We start from the raw sequence: 21,862 nt of genomic DNA on the forward strand, positions 1-21,862 counted from the left end.
GCTTCTCTTCATCAGGTGTGTCCATCGCTCCGGCCTGCCCTTTTAAGGAAGGTAACTTATGCGAATAGACCGTTTGACCAGCAAATTACAGCTGGCGTTATCCGATTCCCAATCCTTGGCTGTGGGTATGGACCATCCTGCCATCGAGCCCGCGCACTTGTTGCAGGCCCTCATTGACCAGCAGGGCGGTTCGATCAAACCACTGCTGATGCAGGTCGGTTTCGACGTGCCCAGCCTGCGTACCGCGTTGAGCAAAGAGCTCGACCAACTGCCGAAAATCCAGAATCCGACTGGCGACGTGAACATGTCGCAGGATCTGGCGCGCCTGCTCAACCAGGCTGACCGCCTTGCCCAACAGAAAGGCGACCAGTTCATTTCCAGCGAGTTGGTGCTGCTGGCGGCAATGGACGAGAACAGCAAACTGGGCAAATTGTTGCTCGGCCAGGGCGTGACCAAGAAAGCCCTGGAGAATGCCATCAGCAACCTGCGCGGCGGCGATGCGGTGAATGACCCCAACGCCGAAGAGTCCCGTCAGGCGCTGGACAAGTACACCGTCGACCTGACCAAGCGCGCCGAAGAAGGCAAGCTGGACCCGGTGATTGGCCGGGACGACGAAATCCGCCGCACCATCCAGGTCCTGCAGCGCCGGACCAAAAACAACCCCGTGCTGATCGGTGAGCCTGGCGTGGGTAAAACCGCCATCGCCGAAGGCCTGGCCCAGCGCATCATCAATGGCGAAGTGCCGGACGGCCTGAAAGGCAAGCGCCTGCTGTCGCTGGATATGGGCGCGCTGATTGCTGGCGCCAAGTTCCGTGGCGAGTTCGAAGAGCGGCTCAAATCGCTGCTTAATGAACTGTCCAAGCAGGAAGGGCAGATCATCCTGTTCATCGATGAACTGCACACCATGGTCGGCGCCGGCAAAGGCGAAGGCTCCATGGACGCAGGCAACATGCTCAAGCCGGCATTGGCCCGCGGTGAGCTGCATTGCGTCGGTGCGACCACGCTGAATGAATATCGCCAGTACATCGAGAAGGACGCGGCGCTGGAGCGGCGTTTCCAGAAGGTGCTGGTGGAAGAGCCGAGCGAGGAAGACACCATTGCCATCCTCCGCGGCCTTAAAGAGCGCTATGAAGTGCACCACAAGGTGGCGATCACCGACGGGGCGATCATTGCCGCGGCCAAGCTCAGCCATCGCTACATCACGGATCGCCAGTTGCCGGACAAGGCCATCGACCTGATCGACGAAGCCGCCAGCCGCATCCGCATGGAGATCGACTCCAAGCCTGAAGTGCTGGACCGTCTGGAGCGCCGTCTGATTCAGTTGAAGGTGGAATCCCAGGCACTGAAGAAAGAAGACGACGAAGCGGCGATCAAGCGCCTGGAAAAACTGACCGAGGAAATTGCCCGGCTCGAGCGTGAATACTCCGACCTGGAGGAGATCTGGACGTCGGAGAAAGCCGAAGTACAGGGCTCGGCGCAGATCCAGCAAAAAATCGAACAGTCGCGTCAGGAGCTGGAATCGGCAAGGCGCAAAGGTGACCTCAGCCGCATGGCCGAGCTGCAGTACGGGGTGATCCCGGATCTGGAGCGCAGCCTGCAGATGGTGGATCAACACGGCAAGTCCGAGAACCAACTGCTGCGCAACAAGGTGACCGAGGAAGAAATCGCCGAAGTGGTCTCGAAGTGGACCGGTATTCCGGTGGCCAAGATGCTCGAAGGCGAGCGGGAAAAATTGCTGAAGATGGAAGGCCTGCTGCACGAGCGGGTGATTGGCCAGGATGAGGCGGTGGTGGCGGTGGCCAACGCCGTGCGTCGTTCCCGCGCCGGTCTGTCCGATCCGAACCGGCCAAGTGGTTCGTTCCTGTTCCTCGGCCCGACCGGTGTCGGTAAAACCGAGCTGTGCAAGGCGTTGGCGGAGTTCCTCTTTGATACTGAAGAGGCGATGGTCCGCATCGATATGTCCGAGTTCATGGAGAAACACTCCGTGGCTCGCCTGATTGGTGCCCCGCCAGGCTATGTCGGTTACGAGGAGGGCGGTTACTTGACCGAGGCGGTGCGTCGCAAGCCGTATTCGGTGGTATTGCTCGATGAGGTCGAGAAGGCCCATCCGGATGTGTTCAACGTGTTGCTGCAAGTGCTGGAAGACGGTCGCCTGACCGACAGCCACGGACGCACGGTGGACTTCCGCAATACGGTGATCGTCATGACGTCCAACCTGGGTTCTGCACAGATCCAGGATCTGGTCGGTGATCGCGAGGCGCAACGTGCCGCGGTGATGGATGCGGTGGGCGCGCACTTCCGGCCGGAGTTCGTCAACCGGATCGACGAGGTGGTGGTCTTCGAGCCTTTGGGCCGCGATCAGATCGCCGGTATCACGCAGATCCAGCTCGGCCGCCTGCGCAGCCGCCTGGCCGAGCGCGAGCTGAACCTGGAGCTGAGTCCGGAAGCCATCGACAAGCTGATTGCCGTCGGCTACGACCCGGTCTATGGCGCACGACCACTGAAACGGGCGATCCAGCGCTGGATCGAGAACCCGCTGGCGCAATCGATCCTTGCCGGGCGCTTTCTGCCAGGCACGTCGATTACCGCAACGGTGGATGGCGACGAGATCGTTTTCGCCTGATTTTTCGGCGGGTTGAGAGAAGGCCTCGAAATTCGAGGCCTTTTTTCTTTGCATTTTCTTTCGAGTGCTTGTAAAGTGCGCCCCGCTGTATGTCACCCCAGATTTCCGGCGGTAGAAGAAATCTGAAAACAAGTTGCAAATCAGTAAGTTGAATGCAAATTGAGGGGTTGACAAAGGTTTTGAAGGTTGTAGAATGACGCGCCTCAGAGACATGAACGCAGCGATGCACAAGGTCGAAGAGTTCGAGGCGGTAGTGATACAGCATTCGAAATTGCAGTACTGAAATTGATAGTTCCGCGATAGCTCAGTCGGTAGAGCAAATGACTGTTAATCATTGGGTCCCTGGTTCGAGTCCAGGTCGCGGAGCCAAATTTCAAGCCGGGGTATAGCGCAGTCCGGTAGCGCGCCTGCTTTGGGAGCAGGATGTCAGGAGTTCGAATCCCCTTACCCCGACCATTTTTGGGTCGTTAGCTCAGTTGGTAGAGCAGTTGGCTTTTAACCAATTGGTCGTAGGTTCGAATCCTACACGACCCACCATTTTCGAGTCCGGTTCGCTGGGTTTGAATCTTAAAAGGTTGGAACGCCATTAGCGTCCAGCCACGAAAAAGGCGCCTTAACCGGTGCCTTTTTTTTACCGGGGTATAGCGCAGTCCGGTAGCGCGCCTGCTTTGGGAGCAGGATGTCAGGAGTTCGAATCCCCTTACCCCGACCATATTCAGAAGAAGGGCACCCGCAAGGGTGCCCTTTTTCGTTTGTGCCTCAACCTTTTCCTGTTGCGCTCACGCCCCTGTTTTCCCTAGGGTGTGCGGGCAGGGATAGCACTAAGCCATTAATTCTTCTCGTCGAGCTCACCGCTCGGGCTTTTCCCTGCGCCAACAGCGGCCGTGGCAGGCGGGGAGTCTGCCCGCGTCCGCTTTATTGTCGTTTCCCGACAAATAACGCAGGAGCATTGGCATGACAGGATTTCACACGCGCCGCCGGCACGGCTGGCCGTTTGGCCTGAGCGCATTGGCACTGATGTGCAGCGCCGCAGCGGTACAGGCAGAGCAACAAGCCCGGACCTTTGCCAACCCACCTTCCATCGAGCAGGTCGCACCGACGCTCAAGACAGCCCGCGGCACCTTGCTGATGAAGGCCGAAGCGCCGGCTGGCGCGGTGGTCAATCCTCACGCCGGTAAAGAGCGTCTGCTGAATCTGGTGATCGACTACACCGACAGCACCATTTATGACCCGGCCACCCAGAATTCTGTGCCGGTCCATCTGCGCAGCTACAAAGGCACCGGCGTCGACCCACGCACCCCGTTTGTGGCGCCAACCATCAATGTCACGCCCGGCGATACCGTGCGGATCAACCTGGATAACCGTCTTCCACCGGAAGACAGTTGCACCGCCAGCGATCTGCCCATCAACAAGCCGCATTGCTTCAACGGCACCAACCTGCACTCTCACGGCTTGTGGGTAAGCCCGGCGGGCAACAGTGACAACGTGCTGTTGAAGATCAAGCCGAAGCAGAAATTCCAGTACGAATACAACATCCCGGCGGATCACCCGGCGGGCACCTTCTGGTATCACCCGCACCTGCACGGCTCGACAGCGCTGCAAGTCGGCAGCGGCATGGCTGGGGCGTTGGTGATTCGTGGCGATCGTTTGCCCACCTCGGAGTCCAACGGCGATATCGATACCCTGCTCAAGCCGATCCAGGGCCAGGATTTTGTCGAGCGCCTGGTGGTGCTTCAGCAAATTCCTTACGTGTGCCTCGGAAAGGACGGCAAAACCAAGCGAACCAAAGACGGTGATGTGGATTGGAGTTGTAGCTCCGGCGAAACGGGTGTGGTGGAGTCCTACGACGCATTCGGGCCGGGCGAGTGGGGTAAGTCGGGTCGTTACACCAGCGTGAACGGCATGGTCCAGCCTACGTTCGAGGCGCGCACCGGTGAAGTGCAACGCTGGCGTCTGGTGCATGCCGGTATCCGCGAAACCGTGACCCTGCAGTTCGTCAAACTCAAGGACAGCGCTGCGTCCCAGAGCCTGGCGGGTGTGGCGGCGGCCGATTCGCAGAAGTTCATTGAGCAGAACTGTAATGGCGAAGTGGTGCCGTACCAGGTCATCGCCGCAGACGGCCTGACCATGGCCAAGGCCCAGAGCAAGGAGCTGCTGACCCTGCAACCCGGCTATCGCAACGACCTGTTGATTGCCTTCCCGGAGAAAGGTCGCTACTGCGTGATCGATCGTTCCGAAGCCCCTGCGGGTAACGTGACCCAGCTCACCAGCGATCACCAGCTGCTGGGCTTTGTCGATGCCGAGGCCGGGCAGGCCGTGACCGACAAGAAAAACCACATCAGCAACGTGCTGATCGCTGCTGCCCAGGCGAACATGCCGGAAGGCCCGGTTCGCGAGCAAGTGGTGGCCGACCTGAAGAAAGACCTTCTGCTGACCAGCTTCGTGCCGCATCGCACCATCGAAGAAAGCGAGTTGGTGAAGGATGTGCAGCAACTGGTGTTCAAGATTGGCAAGAACGACAAGGGTGTCACCGAGTTCGCCATCGGCACCACGGCGGAAAATGCCAAGCCTTACGACCCGGCCGTGGTCAATCGCGAGCTGAAGCTGGGTGATGCGCAGAAGTGGGTGTTGCAATCAGCCGTGGCGGGCCATCCGTTCCATATCCACGTCAACCCGTTCCAGATCCAGAAGATCATCGCGCCGGACGGTGTGACCGATCTCAGTGATCCAGGCGTTGTGGATAACCTCGACAAGGATCATCCCGACGCGCAGTACGCCGGTCTCAAGGGCGTGTGGAAGGACACCCTGTTCGTCAAACCCATGACGGATGACGGTAAGTACTACACGATCTACGTGAACACCCGTTACCAGCGCTACATCGGTGAATACGTGCTGCACTGCCACATCCTCGACCATGAGGACCAGGGCATGATGCAGAACGTGCGGATTTCGCTGGATGGGACGCCGGGTGACGCGCACGGTGCGCATCACTAGCGTCTAACGATTTTGGGGCTGCATTGCAGCCCCAAAATGCGGATCAGTGCAGTTTCAGGCGCGGCTCGGTTCCCCGGCCAATGCGACTACCAAGCATCAGCATCAAGGTCCGGAACGTCCCGTAAAGCGCCATCTGGTGCATGCGGTACAGCGACACATAAAACATCCGCGCCAACCAGCCTTCCAGCATGACGCTGCCGGTCAGGTTGCCCATCAGATTCCCCACCGCCGAGAAGCGCGACAGCGATACCAGCGAGCCGTAGTCGCGGTAGGCGTAGGTCGCCAGCGGTTTTCCTTCCAGACGAGCCTTGAGGCTCTTGGCCAACAGCGATGCTTGCTGGTGAGCGGCCTGTGCCCGTGGCGGCACATTGCGGTCGCTGCCCGGCTGTGGGCAGGCGGCGCAGTCACCGAAGGCGAAAATGTTGTCGTCCAGGGTGGATTGCAGGGTAGGACGTACTACCAGTTGATTGATCCGGTTGGTTTCCAGGCCATCGATGTCCTTGAGGAAGGCTGGGGCGCGGATGCCTGCGGCCCAGACTTTGAGGCTGGCTTCGATGACGTCGCCATTGGCGGTCTTCAGGCAGTCGGCGTTGACTTCGCTGACCGAGGCGTTGGTCATGACCGTGATGCCGAGTTTTTCCAGGGTCTTGTGCACCGGCACGCTGATGCGCTCTGGCAGCGCCGGCAGAACTCGCGGCCCGGCCTCGATGATGGTGATGTGCATGTCTTCCGGCTTGATCCGGTCCAGGCCATACGCTGCCAGCTCATGGGCGGCGTGGTGCAGCTCGGCGGCCAGCTCGACGCCGGTGGCGCCGGCACCGACGATGGCGACGCTGATCTTTTCCTTGGCCTGATCGCCAGCGTGGGCGCGCAGGTAGTGGTTCAGCAGTTGCTGGTGGAAGCGCTCGGCCTGCTTGCGGGTGTCGAGGAACAGGCAGTGCTGGGCGGCGCCCAGGGTGCCGAAATCGTTGGTGTTACTGCCGACGGCGATGACCAGGGTGTCGTAGCCCAGGGTGCGTGCGGGCAGCAGCTCGCGGCCCTCTTCGTCGAGGGTGGCGGCCAACTGGATCTGTTGGGAGGCACGATCAAGCCCGCTCATGCGTCCGAGCTGGAACTGGAAGTGATTCCACTTGGCCTGGGCCACGTAGTTCAGTTCGTCCTCGGAGGAATTCAGCGAGCCTGCTGCGACTTCGTGCAGCAACGGTTTCCAGATGTGGGTCAGGTTGGCGTCGACCAGGGTAATACTGGCCGTGCCCTTTTTACCCAGGGTCTTGCCCAGGCGGGTCGCCAGTTCCAGGCCGCCGGCGCCGCCGCCGACAATCACGATGCGGTGAGTCATGGAGATATCTCATAAGGTTTACGGAATTCGGGTCCTGACTGGCCGGCCGCGTGGGGCGGGCGAAGTGGGCGAGCGCAAGGCAGCTCATAGCACCAACAAACTCAGGAGGCGGCTCACCAGCCCCAGTACCACGGTCACGCCCACGACCAACGCAAGGAGCAGCCAGGGCCGGAAAGGCTTGCGCTCGACTTGGTGTTGGGGGGCTTGCAGGTACTGATCGACACGTCGCTGGTCTTCGGGGGTCAGGCGGCTGGTCATGATGGCCTCGGCAGGTAGACGCTTGGAGTTGTGGGAAAGCTACAGGGTTCACTGTAGTCGCTTGCCACTGGCGTACCTGCCGGCAAAAGCTCGCATCAATAGCGAATGATTGCGCTTTGTATCACCGGCGCCGGATTTATGCCATCCCGCTTTAGCAGGAGGCCGGATCAGAGGCTGATGCCAACGTCGAAGACAATGCTGCGCCCCAGGTTGCCGCGCAGGAAATCGGGCGCGTCGGGGTGGGCGAAGATCACCCGGGCGAAGGTCGGGCCGACCAGAGAGAGGGAGCGCCAGCCTTGGCGCAGGTACTCGGTGGGCGGCGGGAAGTGGCTGTTGAGGTCGAGGGTTTCGCGCTTGAGGCTGGCGAAAGCAATGATGTCCAGCTCACCCAGGTCCAGCCCGCGCTCGCGGTAGTTATGGGCCTTTTTCCGCAGGGTGGGGGCCAGCCGTTGCAGCAACTCGGGCGCGCCGATGCGCCGTGGGCGAGCTTCGCGACGGACCAGTTGCGACAACGAAAACGCGCTGCGCCGACGCTGCAGTTCTTCGCGCCATTCGTCGTTCAGGCGACGGCCCTCGTCCAGCACGAAAAACACCTCGAACGCCGCGTCGCGGAACAAAACGTCAGGCGGCTCCTGGCCGGCGGCGGTGAAATCCTCGCTACGGTAGGGGATGTTCAAGCCTTGCAGCAGGCGTTGGCAGACCCAACGCTCGCGTTCCCATTTGCGGGCATTGGAGAGAAACGCATTGGCTTGTTCGGCCTGAATGGTGAGCAGGCGCAGGTAGTCTGAGTCATCCATAGGAAACAAGCTTAGCGTCCAATTCCGCTTTGAGGGAGCAAGTGGCTGATTCTGGTCGGTTTTAGCTGCGCCAGCGCAGGGAACGCCGGCGAGCCGGGTGTAGACTGCCAGAATCCCCCGTGAAGAAGGGCTGCCTGCCGTGATTGGTGCACAACTGCTGTCGGATCTAAGCCTGACCCTCGGCTGGATCATCTTCGTGCCGCTGCTGGCCTGGGCCGTGGCGAGTACCCGTTGGGTCGAGCTGTTCACCGACAGCCGGCGCCAGCACCTGTTTCTGGGCACGGTGTTCGCGTTGTTTGCGCTCTGGCTGGTACGACGGGATTTCGAAACGGGCCTGTCCTACCACTTCATCGGTATGACCGCCGTTACCCTGCTGCTGGACTGGCCATTGGCCGTGCTCGGTGCGTTCATGGCGCAGATCGGCCTAGTGTTGCTGGGTCGCCAGGATCTGGCGGCAATGGGCGTCAATGGCGTGCTGCTGATCGGCCTTCCGGTGCTGGTCACTGAGGTGTGCGCGATGCTTGTGGAGCGGGCACAACCACGCAATCTGTTCGTTTATATCTTCTGTTCGGGATTCTTTGCCGCGGCGCTGTCGGCGTTGGTGTGCCTGCTGGCAAGCCTGGGCGTGCTGTGGCTGGATGGGCGCTTCGTGATGCCGGTGTGGCTGGAGGACTTTATCGGCTACCTGTGGCTGGTGCTCTTCCCCGAAGCTTTTATCAACGGGATGGTGGTCAGCGCGCTGGTGGTGTTCTGCCCGGAATGGCTGGAGACGTTCAACAGGACCCGCTATTTGCAGGCCCCGTGGAAGGATGACGGACCGGAGCCTTAATGCGGCTCGCGCGGGTCGAATTCGCCGGAGAACAATTCGTCCTCGGCATCCGGTGCGACCGGAATCTTGTGCTCCTCGGCGGCCCAGGCGCCCAGGTCGATCAGCTTGCAGCGATCGGAACAAAACGGTCGGTTCGGGCTGGTAGCGCTCCATTCGACAGGGGCGCCACAGGTTGGGCAATCAACATTCAGCGGCTGGCTCATGCTCGGCCTCCTCGCAAAGTCAGGTAAAAGTGGTGCAGGCGGTCGACTTCCGAATGCAGCCAGGCCAGGTCGCGGTCATTGACCAGCACATCATGGGCATGGCGCAGGCGCTCTTCGCGGCTGGCCTGTGCCTTGAGGATGGCCTGGACCTGCTCCGGGCTGGTCTGGTCGCGCAGCAGGGTGCGTTCGATCTGCAAATTCTGCGGCGCGTCGATCACCAACAGGCGGTCGGTACGCTGGTACTGGCCCGACTCGACCATCAATGGCGAGACGAACACGGCGTAAGGGGATTCGGCCTTGGCCAGGTAGCTGAAAATCTCCTGGCCGATCAGCGGATGCAGCAGGGCTTCCAGCCAGCGGCGTTGTTCCGGGTCGGCGAAGATCAGCTCGCGCAGCGCGGCGCGATTGAGCTGGCCGTCTTCCAGCAGGACGCCGGGTCCGAAGCGCTCGACAATGCTGGCCAGTGCCGGACGACCGGGTTCGACCACCCAGCGGGCGGCCTGGTCGGCGTCCACCAGGTGCACGCCCAGCTCGACGAAGCGTTGCGCGGCTGCGCTCTTGCCGCTACCGATGCCTCCGGTGAGGCCGAGAATCCAGGGAGTGAAAGCGGGCGTTGTCATCAAAATCCAGCGAGATGCAGATAGGAAGTGGTTATTTGACCACCCCAGAGCAGTGCGATCCAGCCTGTCACAGCCATATAGGGGCCGAAAGGTATCGGCGTGCTGGCGCGTTTACCGGCCAGACGCAACAGGACCAGGCCGAGAATGGCTCCCAGCAACGACGAAAAGAACAGGATGAACGGCAGAATCTGCCAACCACCCCAGGCACCGAGCAGTGCCAGCAGCTTGAAGTCGCCATAGCCCATGCCTTCCTTGCCGGTGATCAGTTTGAACAGCCAGTACACCGACCACAGGCTGACATACCCGATCACCGCGCCCCACAGCGCCTGTTCCAACGGCACGAACAGCCCGAATGCGTTGACGATCAGGCCCAGCCACAACAACGGCAACACCAGCGCGTCGGGCAGTAGCTGGTGTTCGATGTCGATCAGGCTCAGCGCAAGCAGTCCCCAGCTCAACAGCATGAACGCCGCCGCGCTGGTGCTGAAACCGAAGTGCCAGGCGGCAAACAGGGTCAGCCCGGCGCTGGCCAGTTCGGTCAGGGGATAGCGGAGGCTGATGTGCGCTTTGCAGCCGGAGCAGCGACCGCGCAAGAACAGGTAGCTGATCAGCGGTATGTTTTGCCAGGGCCGGATGCGCTGCTGGCAATGCGGGCAGCGCGAAGGCGGGAGAAACAGGTCGAAACGCTCGCTCGGCTGCACCGGCAGCGCCAGTGCCTGGCGGGCGTCGTCGCGCCATTGGCGTTCGAGCATCAGCGGCAGGCGATGGATCAGCACATTGAGGAAGCTGCCGACGATCAGGCCCAGCAGCAGGGCGCTCCCCAGATAGGCCAGCGGCTGGCTGGCGAGGGTGTCCCACAGGTTCATGTTCAGATCACGTCACCCAGCTGGAAGATCGGCAAGTACATGGCAATCACCAGGCTTCCGATCAGAAGCCCCAGTATCAGCACGATCACGGGTTCGAGCAGGCTGGTGAGGTTTTCGATCAATTGATCAATGGCCTGTTCGTGGTGGTTGGCGATGCGTTCGAGCATATCGTCCAGCGTGCCGGATGTCTCTCCGATCCCGCACATCTGTACGCAGAGGTTGGGGAACAGTGGGTTGCCGCGCATCGCTGCGCTCATCGAGAGGCCATTGCCGAGGTCGTGGCGCAGGCGAAGAATCGCCTGTTCGTACAGCGCGTCGCCGCAGGCTCTGGCCACTGGCCCCAAGGCTTCGACCAAGGGAATGCCCGCCGCGAAGCAGGTGCATAAGGTCCGCGCGAAGCGGGCCAGCGCCGCGTGCTGCAGCAGGGTGCCGACCACGGGCAGGCGATGGCCGATACGCAACAGCCACCGGTGGAATTTCAGATGACGGCGGAACGCCTGCTGCACCGTGACGCCGCCGGCCAACAGCAGGGTCGCCATCAGCAGGATGTGATTGGACAGCCAGTCGGCCAGGCCAATCACCATCAAGGTGAACGCCGGCAGCTCCGCGCCCATGCCGGCGAACAGCACTTCGAACTGCGGCACCACCTGAAGCAACAGCAGGCTCGACACCCCCAAGCCCACCATTAGCACCAGCAGCGGGTAGATCATCGCCTTCTTCATTCGCGCCCGCAGGGTGGCGCGTTTTTCCTGGAAGGTCGCCAGTTGCTCCAGCAGGGTATCCAGGCGCCCGGAGGCTTCGCCGACCGCCACCAGATTGCAATAAAGCGTGTCGAAGTAGCGCGGGTGCTTGCGCAGGGCTTCGGCCAGGCTGTGGCCGGCGCTAATGTCGCGCTTGAGGGTGTGCAGCAGCGTGATCATGCGGGTGTTCTTGCTGCCCTCGGCGATGATGTCCAGGCCGTGCAGCAGAGGAATGCCTGCCTGGAACAGGGTCGCCAGGTGGCGGCTTAACTGGGTGAGTTGCGCCGCGCTGATCTGCCGCGAGAACTTCAATGTCGAGACGCGGCGCGAATGGTGGATGCGAGTGGTATGGATGCCGCGTTTGCGCAGCATGGCCTTGATCAGCGCCGGGCTTTGCCCATCGCTGCGGCCGCTGACCCGAGCGCCGTTCCGATCGACTCCCTGCCAGTTGTAGGTTCTGGTTTTCATGGTTATGGCGACGTCCTTGTAGCAATTGGCCAAACACAATTTCCGTAACAGCTCCAGCCGGCAGTGCTTCCCGGCCCGCACTAGAGTAGTCGAGCCGCCCCGGCGGTCCTGCCTGGCAGGGTGACAAAAGGTGTCGGCTCGGGCCTACTGGCGCGCCTGTCGGCACAACCGACCGATATGACTTGAAGTTTCAGTAATTGGGGAATGCATCCATGAAGGAGCAACGCGGGATTACATTGATCGAGCTGATGATTGTCGTGGCGATCATTGGCCTGTTGGCGACTATCGCCATGCCGCTCTACACCAACCACCAGGCACAGGCCAAAGCCACGGCTGGCCTGGCCGAAATCAGCGCGCTGAAGACCGGTTTCGAGGTTCGACTGACACAGGGGGCGGATATCGCCAATGTCACGCAGATCGGCGGCCAGGAACGCACCGCGAACTGCACCATCAGCGCCACGGCGGTAGCCGCCAGCGGCACTGGCAGCATCGCCTGCACCCTGATGGATGCACCGGCGCCGGTGCTCGGCAAGACCCTGACCCTGAACCGCTCGGCCACCGGTTGGACCTGCAGCACCAACATCGGCACCGACCAGGCGCCGAAAGGGTGCGAGGCGAAGGATCAATAGCCTTATTAAACAGTAAATTGCGTAAGGCTCACGGCAGTGGTAGCGTTGGCGCCACGCCGGTGTAGCTCAGTCGGTAGAGCAGCGCACTCGTAACGCGAAGGTCGCAGGTTCGATTCCTGTCTCCGGCACCATGCAACTGTTCCGATACGTCTCTTCTTGTACACGGAACGCCCTGAAAAGCCCGCCAAGTGCGGGCTTTCTTGTCTCTGGCTGTCTCAGTCTGTCTCTAGGCATGTACCGATTTTAGGTATACGTTAGGGTATACGCCGGTTCGACGAGAAAACGTATACCTATGGCACGCACCGTTACGCCCCTCTCAGACCCCAAATGCGAGGCTGCCAAGCCGCGGGACAAGGACTACACCCTGTTCGACGGTCAGGGCCTGTTCCTGCTGGTCAAGAAGAACGGCAGCAAGATCTGGCGCATGAAGTTCAAGCGGCCGGATGGCAGAGAGGGGCTGGCCACCTTCGGCAACTACCCAGCGCTGACACTCAAAGCCGCCCGCGCGCGCCGAGCCGAAGCGCTGGAGTTGCTGGCGCATGGTAAAGACCCGATTGAGAGCGCCAGGCAGGGGAGGGTCGAAGTGGCGAATGCGAGGGCCAACACCTTCGGCGTGCTGGCCAAGGATTGGCATGAGGCCTGTTCCAAGAAATGGTCACCAGGTCATGCGGCGACGGTGTGGCGGCGGATCGAAACATACCTGCTCCCGGCCTTAGGCCAGCGCCCGGTGGCCGGCCTGAAGACTCGCGACCTGCTGGCGCCGCTCAAGGCGGTGGAGAAGCGTGAGGTTCTGGATACCGCTGGCCGGCTACGGCAGTACATGACCGGAATCATGCGTATGGCCGTACAGCACGGGCACATCGACACCAACCCAGCGGTGGACCTACAGGGCGCAACCGCCACACGCAAGACCGTTCACAGGCCTGCGCTGGCGCTGGATCGGCTGCCTGAGCTGCTGCAACGAATCGACAGCGACACTGGTCGGCCGCTGACACGGTTGGCCACCCAGCTCACCCTGCTGGTTTTTATTCGATCCAGCGAGTTGCGGTTTGCGCGCTGGCCAGAGATCGACGCCGGTCGCTCCATGTGGGAGATCCCCGGGGAGCGCCAGGAGATCGAGGGTGTGAAGAACTCGCATCGCGGCTCCAAGATGAGCACGCCCCACCTGGTACCTCTCAGTCGCCAGGCCTTAGCCACGCTCGAGCAGGTGCGCCAGCTCACCGGACGCTTCGACTTGGTGTTCGCGGGTGACAGCAACCACTGGAAGCCGATGAGCGAGAACACGGTGAACAAGGCGCTTCGGCGCATGGGCTACGACACCAAAACTGAGGTGTGCGGGCACGGGTTCAGGGCTATGGCCTGTTCTGCCTTGGTCGAATCGGGACTGTGGAGCAAGGACGCGGTAGAGCGCCAGATGAGCCACCAAGAGCGTAATAGTGTGCGGGCAGCTTACATCCACAAGGCCGAGTACATTGAGGAACGCCGGCTTATGGTTCAGTGGTGGGCCGATTATCTGGATGCCAACCGAGAGAAGCACATCACGCCTTATGACTTTGCTCGCGTGGGGGAGGGAGTAAGCAATGTAGTGCGTGGAACATTTGGCATGGTTGGACAGCAACGGCAATGAAAACAAGTATTCAATTAAAAGCCGGTGTTCTTAGTGTTCTTGGTGTTCCAAAATCGCTGGAAGCCAAAAAACACGCGGTCTGTAGTCAAGGAACACCTTTGCCTAAACGGCGGAACACGAAGACGCCGGAACACCCAGGGTGTTCTCTGAACGAGGCGGCTCGCCCCGTGCGCCCGTCTACGCAAGCGCGAGCCTCCTCCCCCTCCTGCTGGCCGCTCTTCCGATGCGCTCACGCACTCAGTCACGGCCCGGCGCGGCTTTGTCTGCGCCAACCGGGGCGAGGGGATCGTCAAATAGCTAACGGCGCGTTGCTATGACTCTGGGCAAATTAATTAGTCCTTTGAGCCTCGACCTCGACGCGCTTGAATTGGAGTTGGAGTGGTTGCCGCTTTATGGCGAATTCGCCGAGCGCTTCAATGAGGCGCTTGACCTAGTAGCGGCTGCTATCGAAATGTGGCGCCCTCATGAGAGCGAAGAATGGGCAATTGAGACGGCAGCGGAGATAAGCCGAAAGCTCTCTAGCATTGGGCAGGCGCTGGACCGGTCTCCAGCACTAGGCTTGGCTTGGGCGGTGCGCAACGCGGGGTCGTGGGAAAGGCGTGCCACCGACTCACAGCTTGTGGCAGCCCTCGCTATGGCTTATGGCTGTCGGGCTATACATGCTATTCGCAAATGGCAAGCGCAATTGGCTGACGATGTTATGGAGGCATTTGGGCGTGCGCTTGTTGATGACTTAAGGGTTAATGATCCTGGGATTTACGCCACCATCGTTAATGATTGCCGAATTGAAGATTCGATAGCTGAGATCGAGGCAAGGGAGTCGGCTGCCGATCTGCTGGGGCGCGCACGCAATTCCATCATCTTCGCGGAGCTTTATCGGAATCCAAATATTTCACCCGAAGCCATGGCACGACTTAATGAGCAAGCAGTAAAGAAGTCTCGTGCAGCGACAGGCAGAAAAGCCGGGGCAAGAAGCGGGGCCGCCAGGCAGGAGAAGAATGCCGGGCGTGACAGGGAAATATGTGATGCGGGCCGGAAGCTACTCGCGTCTGGTAGGGCCCCCAGTGAAATCTCTGGGATCATTTCACGAATGGAAGTTTCGGGAAACCTTGGGTCCAAGGGCGTACGGGACGTGCTACGCAAAGGACTTGTTCTAGATCCCGCCTAAATTACAGGGAGGTGAACCATGTTCACCTCCCTCATGCCTCTTATCTTCGCCCCCGTTGGTTTCATCAAACCCGGGGGCATCACATGCAACTCAATCGAACTGTGACAACTGTTTCACCCGCTGACCTTCTTACACCTGAGCAGGCGGCCCAATTGTTGGGCCTATCGGTCAAGACCCTGGCCACCTGGCGCAGCACTGGTCGGCACGCTCTCCCGTTCATCCGCTGCGGCGCACGTATCCGTTATCAGCGCAACGAGCTGGTCGCCTGGCTAGCAGATCGGCACCACACCCCCGCCGTGCCTCGGGGGGAAATCTAATGTCCTCGCATCAGACCTTTGGCAAAACCCCTGCCCAATCGACCCCTTGCCGTGCGCTTGCCCGCGAGGTCTCGGGGCGTAATCTGCGCCAGGATATTGGTCAAGCTCCAGGCTTTGACCCTGCTGCCACGCTGATTCGCTTTCCCGATGTGGTGGCTATGACCGGCCTAGCTCGCGCAACTATCTACAAGCGCCTCAAGGACGATCCGACCTTTCCCCGCCCCGTGCCGTTGAGCAACAGCACGTCACGCGGAGCGCCAGTGGGTTTTGTTCTCGCAGAGGTACAGCGCTGGGCGCGTGAACGTATTGAAGCTCGGGGGATCACTGCATGAGACCCGCTCGTACGCCCTTTACTGGCCCCTTCTTCGACACTTACGGAATTGGCTTTGCCCTGTACCAGCCGGGCCGCAACAACTGGAAGCAACGTACCGTCGCAGGTGTAAGTTGGAACGGCCTGGAAGGAAAAGCGCACTTTTTCAACCCTGATGGCTTGGTGCTTCCGCTGGTTCCTTCCCCTTGGGAACTGCCTACCGTATTGCGCCAACAGAGGACGCGAATGGAGCCAGCACAAGTTATGGGGTCAGGCGTATTTGCTACGACCCATCCAGCTGGAGATTCGAGCGAATCAAACCAGTGGGTCACTTACTGGCTCGTAGGGAGTGATGCGGCCTATGCAAATTGCCCAGAGGTATGGGATGCCTATGTGGAATCTCAAGCAGCGGCTGAGCGCAAAGCGGCCGAACACAACTACGTTGATGCCCGCCGTATCAGCCAACGCGCAGAGCAGTCCACTGACTTGCCTTGGCAGTCCTCAGAGCATGAGCCGACCTGTGATGGTCTGTCCGAATGGGTCCGCGTAAACACTGAGGATTGCCGCCGCATGCTGCGTGCTGAGTATGAGCGCGAATGTGCGGAGGATCAGCGAGTTGCGGCCTGGTTGCGAGGGTGCGCCGCATGAAACCTATTTTCCTGCCCGCCGCTGCCCTTGATGCCATGGGCGAACTGGGCCCAAAGGCTCCTTCGCCTGGGCGACTGGAGCGACTGCAAAAACTCCGCGACGAAGCACTGGCCAAAGGGGCTCACGTTCTGCTGCTGATTTGGCCGACCCTCGATTGGGTGCTGCTCGCTGTCGAGGCGCCTGGGGACGTAGTAATTCGGGATGCAGCGCAGTTGGTGCCCAATGTGCTGGCCAATCCCGATGCGTTAGGACAGATGTATGAGAAGGCCAGGCAAGGCCGCAATCTCACTTGGCTCAAGCTTGAGCGTCGCCCAGCCACTACCCACTAACGAAAACGCCCCCGGCTGCAACCGAGGGCGTTTGAGGATCTTCATTGTGCCCGCTCAATCTATGCCATGGCCAAGAACCATGCAAGCTGCACGCACCTCTCAGCTTGCGCTCCGTCGGCTCACCCGTTACTCTGCGCCTGTCGCTGCAAATTCAGCGACCGGGTTTGGCGACCCGATCAACATAAGGCGCACAGGCGCCCCCATCACGATTGCAGGCGCTTTTTTTGTGCCCGTACGTCCGTGTTATGGCGGCTGTGCGTGGGAGACCTTCGGGTCTGCCGGTTTCCTTATGTACCGGTTCGCCAACCTGCGCACAGCTGCCACCCTAATTCGTTTGGCGACGGACTGTGGCAGCTCCACACATAAGGAGCGTCACCCCATGCACACCCTCAATCCGCCTGCTCTGCAGAGCCACATTGCCGCCCTGAAGGCCCGTGCCATTGCGGCACTGCACGCCAACTCATCCCTCTCCGTCCGCTTAGCGCGTTACAACGCGGCGATGGCCCGTGCCCGCGCCCTGGAAGCAAGCGGGGGTGCCCAATGATTACTCCAGTACAGCACTGCTCTCAGCCCGAAGACCTGTTTTGTGTTACCGCAAAGGCGCCCACTGGCGTTCCAATAGATGCGATCACCTGTGCCGTTGAGCGAGCTCAGGCAGTGCTGTGTTTGCTGGAGGATCAGTTCGAGGCGGAGCAGGGGCAGCGCCTGACTAACCGCGTGATTATCGGCGCCCTGTGGGACGTGCGTGGAACGCTGGAGCAGATTCGTACCCTGGTCGTGCATGCCGACGACTCGACCCGTCATGTTGCGGAAAGGGGGCGGAAATGAGCGGGCGCTTTCAGGTTAATACAGCGGGTGGTGCCAGCTTCTCTAATCACAACTCGTCGAATGTCCCATTCTTCCAGGTGTGCCCCGATATCTCCGGTGAGGAAGCGTTGGAGCAAGCTTCGGTGCTCATGAGCTGCGTGAACAAATTGACTCAACTGGCCGGCGTGAACGACGACAACAATGCGCTGGTGTGGGCTGCGCACTATTTGGGTGAGCAGGCTAAGGCTCTTGTCGATGATGTGACCACTGGGATTCAGATTGCCGAGAGTGGCCAGGCATGAGTAGGAAGATGCCCAACTCCAGGCATCCGACCTTTGCGCAGGTCAAGGCCGCCTCCTGCGCAGCGATTGACCGCGTGCTTGCCCACTGGCTTCCCGGTGGCAAGCGCGTGGACGGTGGTAAGGAATATACCGCCCCCAACCCAACAAGAGCGGACAAGCATTCAGGCTCGCTCAAGGTGAACTTAGCCAAAGCCACCTGGTGCGACTTCGCCACCGGTGACAAAGGCGGTGATTTGATTGACTTGGTGCGCTACCTCGATCGATGCACCGATGTGGAGGCGTGCAACAAATTGGCGGCCTTTCTCGGTGTTGAGGCGACGAGCAGCTCCAACGTCACGCCGCCCGCTAGCCAGGCTAAGAAACCAGAGTGGGTGCCTGTGCTCCCCATTCCTGAGCAGGCAATGCAGAAGGTGCTGCAAGCGCACCGGCAACACGGTAAACCTTCCAAAGTTTGGATTTACCGTGATGCCACCGGTCAGCCGCTCATGGTGTTGTACCGCTTCGACCTCGGGCCGGATGAAAGCGGCACGCCACGCAAAGTGTTCGCGCCCCTCACCTGGTGTAAACAAACTGCTAATGACTCACGGGCCTGGCGCTGGCAGGGCTTATCGGAGCCTCGTCCGCTGCTGCGTCTTGATGAGCTGGCTAAACGCTCCTCGGCACCCGTCGTGCTGTGCGAGGGCGAGAAGGCTGCCGATGCCGCTGCCGAGCTATTGCCCGAGCATGTTGCCACCTGCTGGCCTAACGGGACGAACTCTTGGCAGAAGGCTGATTTCGCCGCGTTAGTCGGGCGTGACGTGTTGCTGTGGCCAGACAACGACGCCCCAGGTTTGAAGTGCATGGATGCCTTGGCCGAGCACCTGCGAAAGCTCGGAGCAGCTACGGTACAAACGGTAGCCTTGGCGGTGTTCGGGCAACACCCCGGCATGGACGGTGAGCACCCCACCTTCGCCCCTGGCGGGAAGTTGCTCGAAGGTGACGATGCGGCTGATGCCCAATTCAAAGGCTGGACTGCCCAACACTTGGCAGAGCTGCAACGCACCGGGGAACTGTTCGCCGCACCTGCCGCTACCCCTACACCCACCAAGCAGAGCAAGGCCACTGGCCGGGCCAAGCCGCAACCTGAGAAGAAAACCGCCCAGGCCCCGAGCGGCTTCCGTGTCACAAAGGATGGGGTGTTCTATGCCAGTGACGATGGCGAAGCACGCCCGGTTTGTTCACGGCTAGAGATATTGGCTCGCACGCGTGATGAAAAGGGTCACGGCTGGGGCCTGCTGGTGGAGTTCGATGACCCGGATGGGGCCAATAAGCGCCTCAACATTCCGGCGAGGGCAATGGCGGGCGACTTTGGCAAGGAAGTGCTCGCGCCACTGGTAGATATGGGGCTGCGCCTGGCGCCCGTGCGCACCGCTCGCAATTCGCGCAATGATCTACAGAGCTACTTACAAGGCTATGACGGTACTGAGCGTGCTCGCTTGGTCACGCGTCTAGGTTGGCACGGGGATGCTTACTTGCTGCCAGATCGGCAGATAGGTGCCAGCGCCGAGTATCTGCACTTCTACGAAGCCGGTGCCCAGCTTCCGCCGATCACTCAGGCAGGGACACTGGAACAATGGCAGCAGCAAATCGGTGCGCTTTGCGTGGGCAACAACCGCTTGGCTTTCGTCGTATGCGTGGCTTTCGCAGGTGCGGTATTGCATCTACTGGGGCACGAGTCGGGTGGCTTCCACCTGTATGGGGATAGCTCGGGCGGGAAGACCACTCACCTGCAGGTGGCTGCCTCGGTGTGGGGGGGGCCACGCCTAGTGCGTTCCTGGCGTTCTACAGACAACGCCTTGGAAAGTATCGCGGCAGCGCACTCGGACGGGTTGCTGGTGCTAGATGAGATCGGGATGTGCGACCCACGGATCATTGGAGAAACCGTCTACATGCTGGGTAACGGCACCGGTAAGGCACGGGCCAATGATCGGGGCATGAGTGGGCGCCAAGTTCAGGAGTGGCGCTTGCTGTTTCTCTCCACCGGGGAAAAGACCTTGGCGCAGCACATGGCCGAGGCAAACAAGGAATTGAAAGCCGGTATGGAGGTGCGACTGCTCGCTGTACCTGCTGACGCGAGCAAAGGACTAGGGTTGTTCGAAGAGCTGCATGGCTTCGATGATGCCGCCGCGCTTTCGGATGCGCTCAAAGCCCGGGTGAGCCGATGCTATGGCACGCCTGCCCCGGCTTTCCTGTCGGCCCTCTGTGATCCCGCCAAGTTGCGAGCGTATGCGGCCATGGTGCGCCGCAGTCTAGAGCGCTTTACCGCTGAGGCATTACCTGCCAACGCCAGCGGCCAGGCACAGCGTGCCGCAACTCGCTTCGGACTGGCAGCGGCGGCGGGTGAGTTGGCCACAGCCTTGGGCGTTACAGGATGGCCAGACGGTCTAGCCCTCCAATCTGCCCGTGTGTGCTTGGATGCTTGGTTGGCTGAGCGTGGCGGTGCTGGAAACCTGGAAGGTGACGCCATTGTGGCCAGACTGCGCGGCATAGTGGAGCGCTATGGAGAAAGTCGCTTCACGCGATGGGATGCGATTGCCGCGAAGACCGATGACCATGCGCCTCGTACAGCAGACCGCCTTGGCTTTCGCAGGACTATGGATCATGGCATTGGTGACTCTTTATACACGTCGGTGACCTATTACTTCCTCGGCACCACTTGGCGCGATGAGGTTTTCAAAGGGATGAACTTGCGCAATGTCAACAGGGAGCTGGTTGCGCGCGGAATACTTGAGCCGAGTGGAGACGGAAAAGCCGCCCAATCCGTAACACTACCCGGAATGCCGAAAGGCCGGGTTTATGTTGTGAATTCAAACGCATTGCTTAGCGACTAAATAATAGCGCTCAACGAGTCTGGAGATTATTGGCCAATTATAGGCTCGGCCTGCCTACGCCTGCGCTTATCTAAATTTAATTATTGGAGACCAAAATGAGTACGAATTCTTCTGCGCTAAAACAATGCCAGGCTGAACTGGAGAGCTTGAAGAAAGAACTTCCCAGGCTAAAGGCAGTTTCTGATGAGGCAGCGAAAAACTTTTCGAATAGCCGTCAGGGAAGACCTGTTTATCCTCGGGATCAGATCGACCCTTATTCGAATGCTAAGGCCAGAATTGATGAGCTGTCCCGTGAGATTGCAAAACTTCAGGGGCTGGTGAATTGGGAGGAGGGTGTAAAGTCTGCCTCTGAGGATGTGCGTCTGGCAAGAAAGGATATAGCCAAGGCCGAGAGCGAAATAAAGACTCTGCGTGATAAGCGAGAGACGCTCGAGTCCAAAAGGGCTGCTCTTATTGCGAAGCACGAGCGTGAATTTAAAGCGGCTGAGCACGATGAGCATGAGGCCGCCCAAGCTTATGCCAAAGCGATAGGGGAGAATGATAGCGGGGTTGAGAGCAAGGCAGAGGGGTTGTTGGAGAAAGCATCCCGGGCATTGGCGGTAATTAAACAAACGCTTCAAGGTGCTCATACAGTTTCCTCTGCACTGAGTGATCAGCTCGCGGAACTTGACGATGCAATTCAACAGAAGCAATCCGAGCTTGATAGCTTGAACTCTAAAATCCTGCAGGCTGCTCGATTTTATTGGGCTGACCGATTTGAGAAGGCTGCACATGAACTGGCGACCCTGGCAGCCCATGTTGCAGCCGCCGAAAAACTACTTGGATATGGCGATAGTTTGAGTGACTTCTATATTCCAACTGTATCTCCTGCAAAAGGTCGCTTCATTTCTCATCGTAGGGTTCTGGATCGACGCAGCAATGTGAAGTTTGAGCAGCTGACAGATATCTAACCCTAGTCACACCGAAACCATCTTAACTACCAAATCAAAACACCATCCTCGGATATTGGGCGATGGTGTTTGGGTTTCTATGTGCTTAGGAAGTTTTCGGCTATTTGTCAATGGTTCTTGAGCCGTTTTTTGAATGGGCAACTTTACCCTTGAGAATGGGCCGGTGAA

General features: G+C 59.9%; 22 protein-coding genes and 5 tRNA genes. 20 read left to right on the forward strand and 7 right to left on the reverse strand.

The window, feature by feature from the left end:
• The first annotated feature begins 58 nt into the window (after positions 1–58).
• The 6 genes from clpB (at position 59) to NTD82_RS06335 (ending at position 5,617) form a co-directional block, all read left to right on the forward strand.
• Positions 59–2,623: an ATP-dependent chaperone ClpB gene (gene clpB, locus NTD82_RS06310; RefSeq protein WP_175652026.1), complete on the forward strand. Its 2,565-nt coding sequence runs from the start codon at positions 59–61 to the stop codon at positions 2,621–2,623.
• Between the two features lie 293 nt (positions 2,624–2,916).
• Positions 2,917–2,992: transfer RNA gene (locus NTD82_RS06315), tRNA-Asn, on the forward strand.
• A 10-nt stretch (positions 2,993–3,002) separates the two neighbouring features.
• Positions 3,003–3,079, forward strand: a tRNA-Pro gene (locus tag NTD82_RS06320).
• 5 nt (positions 3,080–3,084) lie between these two features.
• Positions 3,085–3,160: transfer RNA gene (locus tag NTD82_RS06325), tRNA-Lys, on the forward strand.
• A 98-nt stretch (positions 3,161–3,258) separates the two neighbouring features.
• Positions 3,259–3,335 (forward strand) — tRNA-Pro (locus tag NTD82_RS06330).
• Between the two features lie 242 nt (positions 3,336–3,577).
• Positions 3,578–5,617, forward strand: coding sequence for a multicopper oxidase family protein (locus tag NTD82_RS06335; protein WP_262128098.1), 2,040 nt, complete (start codon positions 3,578–3,580; stop codon positions 5,615–5,617).
• Positions 5,618–5,660: 43 nt separating this feature from the next.
• On the opposite strand, the gene NTD82_RS06340 is transcribed toward NTD82_RS06335, so the two are convergent.
• The 3 genes from NTD82_RS06340 to NTD82_RS06350 form a co-directional block, all read right to left on the reverse strand.
• On the reverse strand, positions 5,661–6,956 hold the full coding sequence (locus NTD82_RS06340; RefSeq protein WP_262128099.1) for an NAD(P)/FAD-dependent oxidoreductase: 1,296 nt from the start codon (positions 6,954–6,956) through the stop codon (positions 5,661–5,663).
• 84 nt (positions 6,957–7,040) lie between these two features.
• Complete coding sequence (locus tag NTD82_RS06345) at positions 7,041–7,214, reverse strand: DUF3094 family protein (RefSeq protein ID WP_095154410.1); 174 nt, start codon at positions 7,212–7,214, stop codon at positions 7,041–7,043.
• A gap of 167 nt (positions 7,215–7,381) precedes the next feature.
• Positions 7,382–8,011, reverse strand: coding sequence for a DUF1780 domain-containing protein (locus tag NTD82_RS06350; protein WP_095154412.1), 630 nt, complete (start codon positions 8,009–8,011; stop codon positions 7,382–7,384).
• Between the two features lie 139 nt (positions 8,012–8,150).
• Here NTD82_RS06350 and NTD82_RS06355 point away from each other — a divergent pair, with 139 nt between their 5' ends.
• On the forward strand, positions 8,151–8,840 hold the full coding sequence (locus NTD82_RS06355) for an energy-coupling factor ABC transporter permease (RefSeq protein WP_110969588.1): 690 nt from the start codon (positions 8,151–8,153) through the stop codon (positions 8,838–8,840).
• Here NTD82_RS06355 and yacG read toward each other — a convergent pair.
• From yacG to NTD82_RS06375, 4 genes are read right to left on the reverse strand one after another with little or no spacing between them, the layout of a single operon-like run.
• Positions 8,837–9,043, reverse strand: a complete 207-nt coding sequence (yacG, locus tag NTD82_RS06360; RefSeq protein WP_095154416.1) for a DNA gyrase inhibitor YacG — start codon at positions 9,041–9,043, stop codon at positions 8,837–8,839. The genes NTD82_RS06355 and yacG overlap by 4 nt on opposite strands.
• Positions 9,040–9,663, reverse strand: a complete 624-nt coding sequence (gene coaE, locus NTD82_RS06365; RefSeq protein ID WP_095154418.1) for a dephospho-CoA kinase — start codon at positions 9,661–9,663, stop codon at positions 9,040–9,042. The genes yacG and coaE overlap by 4 nt, the downstream gene beginning before the upstream one ends.
• The gene (locus NTD82_RS06370) at positions 9,663–10,529 is read right to left on the reverse strand and encodes a prepilin peptidase (RefSeq protein WP_262128101.1); all 867 of its coding nucleotides are present in this window, start codon (positions 10,527–10,529) and stop codon (positions 9,663–9,665) included. Before NTD82_RS06370 ends, coaE begins: the two co-directional genes overlap by 1 nt.
• A gap of 2 nt (positions 10,530–10,531) precedes the next feature.
• The gene (locus NTD82_RS06375) at positions 10,532–11,737 is read right to left on the reverse strand and encodes a type II secretion system F family protein (protein WP_262128102.1); all 1,206 of its coding nucleotides are present in this window, start codon (positions 11,735–11,737) and stop codon (positions 10,532–10,534) included.
• A gap of 212 nt (positions 11,738–11,949) precedes the next feature.
• Between NTD82_RS06375 and NTD82_RS06380 the strand changes: the two genes are divergently transcribed.
• The 13 genes from NTD82_RS06380 to NTD82_RS06440 all read left to right on the forward strand — a co-directional run bounded on the left by NTD82_RS06380 (position 11,950) and on the right by NTD82_RS06440 (position 21,694).
• Positions 11,950–12,366 (forward strand): pilin, encoded by a 417-nt coding sequence (locus NTD82_RS06380; RefSeq protein ID WP_262128103.1) that lies wholly within the window; start codon positions 11,950–11,952, stop codon positions 12,364–12,366.
• Positions 12,367–12,421: 55 nt separating this feature from the next.
• Positions 12,422–12,497, forward strand: a tRNA-Thr gene (locus NTD82_RS06385).
• 161 nt (positions 12,498–12,658) lie between these two features.
• On the forward strand, positions 12,659–13,993 hold the full coding sequence (locus NTD82_RS06390) for a tyrosine-type recombinase/integrase (RefSeq protein WP_262128104.1): 1,335 nt from the start codon (positions 12,659–12,661) through the stop codon (positions 13,991–13,993).
• A 313-nt stretch (positions 13,994–14,306) separates the two neighbouring features.
• A complete protein-coding gene (locus tag NTD82_RS06395; protein WP_262128105.1) occupies positions 14,307–15,161 on the forward strand; it encodes a hypothetical protein in 855 nt (284 codons plus the stop codon).
• Positions 15,162–15,244: 83 nt separating this feature from the next.
• The gene (locus NTD82_RS06400) at positions 15,245–15,478 is read left to right on the forward strand and encodes a helix-turn-helix domain-containing protein (RefSeq protein ID WP_262128106.1); all 234 of its coding nucleotides are present in this window, start codon (positions 15,245–15,247) and stop codon (positions 15,476–15,478) included.
• A gap of 83 nt (positions 15,479–15,561) precedes the next feature.
• The gene (locus tag NTD82_RS06405) at positions 15,562–15,810 is read left to right on the forward strand and encodes a helix-turn-helix transcriptional regulator (protein ID WP_262128292.1); all 249 of its coding nucleotides are present in this window, start codon (positions 15,562–15,564) and stop codon (positions 15,808–15,810) included.
• Positions 15,807–16,436, forward strand: a complete 630-nt coding sequence (locus NTD82_RS06410; protein ID WP_262128107.1) for a hypothetical protein — start codon at positions 15,807–15,809, stop codon at positions 16,434–16,436. The genes NTD82_RS06405 and NTD82_RS06410 overlap by 4 nt, the downstream gene beginning before the upstream one ends.
• The gene (locus NTD82_RS06415) at positions 16,433–16,765 is read left to right on the forward strand and encodes a hypothetical protein (protein WP_262128108.1); all 333 of its coding nucleotides are present in this window, start codon (positions 16,433–16,435) and stop codon (positions 16,763–16,765) included. The genes NTD82_RS06410 and NTD82_RS06415 overlap by 4 nt, the downstream gene beginning before the upstream one ends.
• 379 nt (positions 16,766–17,144) lie before the next feature.
• Complete coding sequence (locus NTD82_RS06420; RefSeq protein ID WP_262128109.1) at positions 17,145–17,309, forward strand: hypothetical protein; 165 nt, start codon at positions 17,145–17,147, stop codon at positions 17,307–17,309.
• Positions 17,306–17,593 (forward strand): hypothetical protein, encoded by a 288-nt coding sequence (locus NTD82_RS06425; protein WP_262128110.1) that lies wholly within the window; start codon positions 17,306–17,308, stop codon positions 17,591–17,593. The genes NTD82_RS06420 and NTD82_RS06425 overlap by 4 nt, the downstream gene beginning before the upstream one ends.
• The gene (locus NTD82_RS06430; protein ID WP_262128111.1) at positions 17,590–17,874 is read left to right on the forward strand and encodes a DUF3077 domain-containing protein; all 285 of its coding nucleotides are present in this window, start codon (positions 17,590–17,592) and stop codon (positions 17,872–17,874) included. Before NTD82_RS06425 ends, NTD82_RS06430 begins: the two co-directional genes overlap by 4 nt.
• Complete coding sequence (locus NTD82_RS06435) at positions 17,871–20,744, forward strand: DUF927 domain-containing protein (protein ID WP_262128112.1); 2,874 nt, start codon at positions 17,871–17,873, stop codon at positions 20,742–20,744. The genes NTD82_RS06430 and NTD82_RS06435 overlap by 4 nt, the downstream gene beginning before the upstream one ends.
• A 95-nt stretch (positions 20,745–20,839) precedes the next feature.
• Entirely contained in the window at positions 20,840–21,694 is an 855-nt protein-coding gene (locus NTD82_RS06440; protein WP_262128113.1) for a hypothetical protein, read from the forward strand.
• Positions 21,695–21,862: the final 168 nt, after the last annotated feature.

This window comes from Pseudomonas sp. 5P_5.1_Bac1 (genome assembly GCF_025466015.1).
Taxonomy (GTDB): Bacteria; Pseudomonadota; Gammaproteobacteria; order Pseudomonadales; family Pseudomonadaceae; genus Aquipseudomonas.

Coding starts and splice junctions, on each gene's coding strand:
- NTD82_RS06380 (WP_262128103.1), top strand. CDS start 11,950: ATGAAGGAGCAACGCGGGATTACATTGATCGAGCTGATGATTGTCGTG.
- yacG (WP_095154416.1), bottom strand. CDS start 9,043: ATGAGCCAGCCGCTGAATGTTGATTGCCCAACCTGTGGCGCCCCTGTC.
- NTD82_RS06415 (WP_262128108.1), top strand. CDS start 16,433: ATGAAACCTATTTTCCTGCCCGCCGCTGCCCTTGATGCCATGGGCGAA.
- NTD82_RS06400 (WP_262128106.1), top strand. CDS start 15,245: ATGCAACTCAATCGAACTGTGACAACTGTTTCACCCGCTGACCTTCTT.
- coaE (WP_095154418.1), bottom strand. CDS start 9,663: ATGACAACGCCCGCTTTCACTCCCTGGATTCTCGGCCTCACCGGAGGC.
- NTD82_RS06350 (WP_095154412.1), bottom strand. CDS start 8,011: ATGGATGACTCAGACTACCTGCGCCTGCTCACCATTCAGGCCGAACAA.
- NTD82_RS06440 (WP_262128113.1), top strand. CDS start 20,840: ATGAGTACGAATTCTTCTGCGCTAAAACAATGCCAGGCTGAACTGGAG.
- clpB (WP_175652026.1), top strand. CDS start 59: ATGCGAATAGACCGTTTGACCAGCAAATTACAGCTGGCGTTATCCGAT.
- NTD82_RS06335 (WP_262128098.1), top strand. CDS start 3,578: ATGACAGGATTTCACACGCGCCGCCGGCACGGCTGGCCGTTTGGCCTG.
- NTD82_RS06410 (WP_262128107.1), top strand. CDS start 15,807: ATGAGACCCGCTCGTACGCCCTTTACTGGCCCCTTCTTCGACACTTAC.
- NTD82_RS06430 (WP_262128111.1), top strand. CDS start 17,590: ATGAGCGGGCGCTTTCAGGTTAATACAGCGGGTGGTGCCAGCTTCTCT.
- NTD82_RS06395 (WP_262128105.1), top strand. CDS start 14,307: ATGACTCTGGGCAAATTAATTAGTCCTTTGAGCCTCGACCTCGACGCG.
- NTD82_RS06340 (WP_262128099.1), bottom strand. CDS start 6,956: ATGACTCACCGCATCGTGATTGTCGGCGGCGGCGCCGGCGGCCTGGAA.
- NTD82_RS06390 (WP_262128104.1), top strand. CDS start 12,659: ATGGCACGCACCGTTACGCCCCTCTCAGACCCCAAATGCGAGGCTGCC.
- NTD82_RS06420 (WP_262128109.1), top strand. CDS start 17,145: ATGCACACCCTCAATCCGCCTGCTCTGCAGAGCCACATTGCCGCCCTG.
- NTD82_RS06345 (WP_095154410.1), bottom strand. CDS start 7,214: ATGACCAGCCGCCTGACCCCCGAAGACCAGCGACGTGTCGATCAGTAC.
- NTD82_RS06370 (WP_262128101.1), bottom strand. CDS start 10,529: ATGAACCTGTGGGACACCCTCGCCAGCCAGCCGCTGGCCTATCTGGGG.
- NTD82_RS06435 (WP_262128112.1), top strand. CDS start 17,871: ATGAGTAGGAAGATGCCCAACTCCAGGCATCCGACCTTTGCGCAGGTC.
- NTD82_RS06425 (WP_262128110.1), top strand. CDS start 17,306: ATGATTACTCCAGTACAGCACTGCTCTCAGCCCGAAGACCTGTTTTGT.
- NTD82_RS06375 (WP_262128102.1), bottom strand. CDS start 11,737: ATGAAAACCAGAACCTACAACTGGCAGGGAGTCGATCGGAACGGCGCT.